2 protein-coding genes are annotated in these 2,025 nt (G+C 47.7%); both read left to right on the top strand.

Annotated features, from left to right (window positions below):
• The coding region (locus tag ACLBXN_RS24505) for a transposase (protein WP_447613857.1) at window positions 1-168 on the top strand (168 nt) is incomplete at its 5' end.
• 1,017 nt (window positions 169-1,185) lie between these two features.
• A partial coding sequence (locus ACLBXN_RS24500; RefSeq protein WP_447613871.1) for an ESPR domain-containing protein occupies window positions 1,186-2,025 on the top strand: 840 nt, incomplete at its 3' end.

The raw sequence follows: 2,025 nt of genomic DNA, 5'->3' as shown, positions 1-2,025 counted from the left end.
AGCCAACGGCTGGGTAAGCACCGCTGGGTGGTGGAGAGGACGCACAGCTGGTTTGCAGGCTTTGGCAAGCTGCGAATCCGCTTTGAACGACGACTGGATATCCACGAAGCGCTGTTGAAGTTGGCGGCAGCGATCATCTGCGCACGCTTCGTGGATAGGTGGTGTTAGCCAGTCTTAGTTGGGTAGCTAAACTCAAATGCAAGTCATGAGGATTGACTCAGCTTAAGATCGGTGAAATCAGGTGCAAGTAGATTGCATGTAGGGTGATCTTATACTGCGCACCGCAGCGGTTATAAATCGAGACATTCTGATTTATTCCCGGATCCACGCCGATTGGATCGCGAACGTTACATCGACCTGCGCCATCTACTGCTTCAGCATGCTAGGGCCCTGGTGAAGGTATTCTCAGTCGATTGAGCTGCTCTTACCAGCAGTGATAGATCAATAACATACATATGCAATATCTGGAGATCTGCATGCAAAGTTGGATGAACTTATCAAGCGCAGCATTGTTCGCTCATGTCGTAAGCGTTTAGCAGGCTGGCTCAAGTCGTCGAATGAATGTGGTACATGAGCTATATAGACCCTTGAGCCAATATTGGGATCTCGCGGCACGAAATCTTTTCGGCGCCTTCATTGAACTGGGTGGCTGAATTTACTAGGATTGGGTCTCGGATTGTCCCTTGAAAGATCTGCTGGAATGAGTGTATTTCAGAATTAATTGTCAGTGTGTGCGAGGGCAAACAATTGCTACACTGACTCGTAAGCCTCTTGGCTCTTTCGGGGCATCCCGCATACACCCGCGAGCCCCGCATAATTAGTATTGGCTTGCTATTGAATGGGAGTGTGCATGATGCCTGGATTTGCACTGTCGGCACCTTGCCCATTGACTTATCCTACTCCTCCTTCTGAGCAAAAAAGACTCCAATTTTTCGTCACAAACGGGCCTATTTGGCGACTTGCTGCGCACTGCTTTTTCCTTCAGCTCTGCATGCCACCTTGGGTGGTCACCGTATTTTTCCGTTCGCGACGCTCCATGCTGTGTCATATGCCGCTGGCTTTTTGCGTAGTGGTGCGCGCCCCTCCTGCAATGGACTGACATATTAAACAAGTCATGATTTCATGGCATTTTTTGAGGATGAAACAATAACTATCAAATCGGTCTGGGGTTAATTTTTGTTAAAAATGTTAATGTTTTTAACAGAGTTGGTTTGGGATGGTGCACATATTAGATACCATATTTTATATCTGATGAAAAATAAAATAGTCAGATTGAATATTAATAATCTCTTTGAGTATAGTAAAGTAAAAATCGTGAACGTAATATACAATGTAATATGGAGTAAAGCCCGGGGCTGTTTGGTAGTGGCTTCTGAAAAATCTCTTAATACCGGAAAAAGTTCAGGATCGAAGACTGGGCCGCGCGGTATTATTGCTTGTGTCGCTTTGATTGCAGCGGGAGCGGGCGGACATTCAATTGCTGGTGAGATGTTGTTGTGTGACGGGGATTCATGGGCCACTCAATCTGTATCAAACAGGCAGAATGGTAGTGGATTCGCGGTCAATAATTGGGCATTTGACGGCTGGTGTGCCGGAGAAAATACGGGTGTTGCGATGTCGGCATCAGCTAAAAATGTTGGCGCTCCTGGTATTGCTGCTCTCGAAGGGAATAGTGGGCAATATGCCGCATTCCAGTTGGGTTCGATAAATGGTATGGGAGTGCGTGGAGGTGCTTATATAGACGCCCCTGCAGGCCTCAATTTGACAAGCCGCACCGCACTGAACTCCAACGGTACTATCAATGCGAATAATGGCATTAATGTCACCAAAGGCATTAATATGAGGTCCTCAAAGATCACAGAACTTGTGGCAGGTAGCGAAGCTACCGATGCAGTTAATTTTGGTCAACTCTCAACTGTGCAAAGCACAGCCAATGCTGCCAACTCAACGGCCACGGCTGCTAATGCGACTGCCAGCACCGCCAACTCGACCGCCACGGCTGTAAGCACCAGTGTCAGCGGCCTG

It is taken from the genome of Comamonas sp. C24C (genome assembly GCF_053345995.1).
The sequence above is the reverse complement of the archived record's forward strand: the minus strand, read 5'-3'. Positions and strand labels throughout refer to the sequence as shown.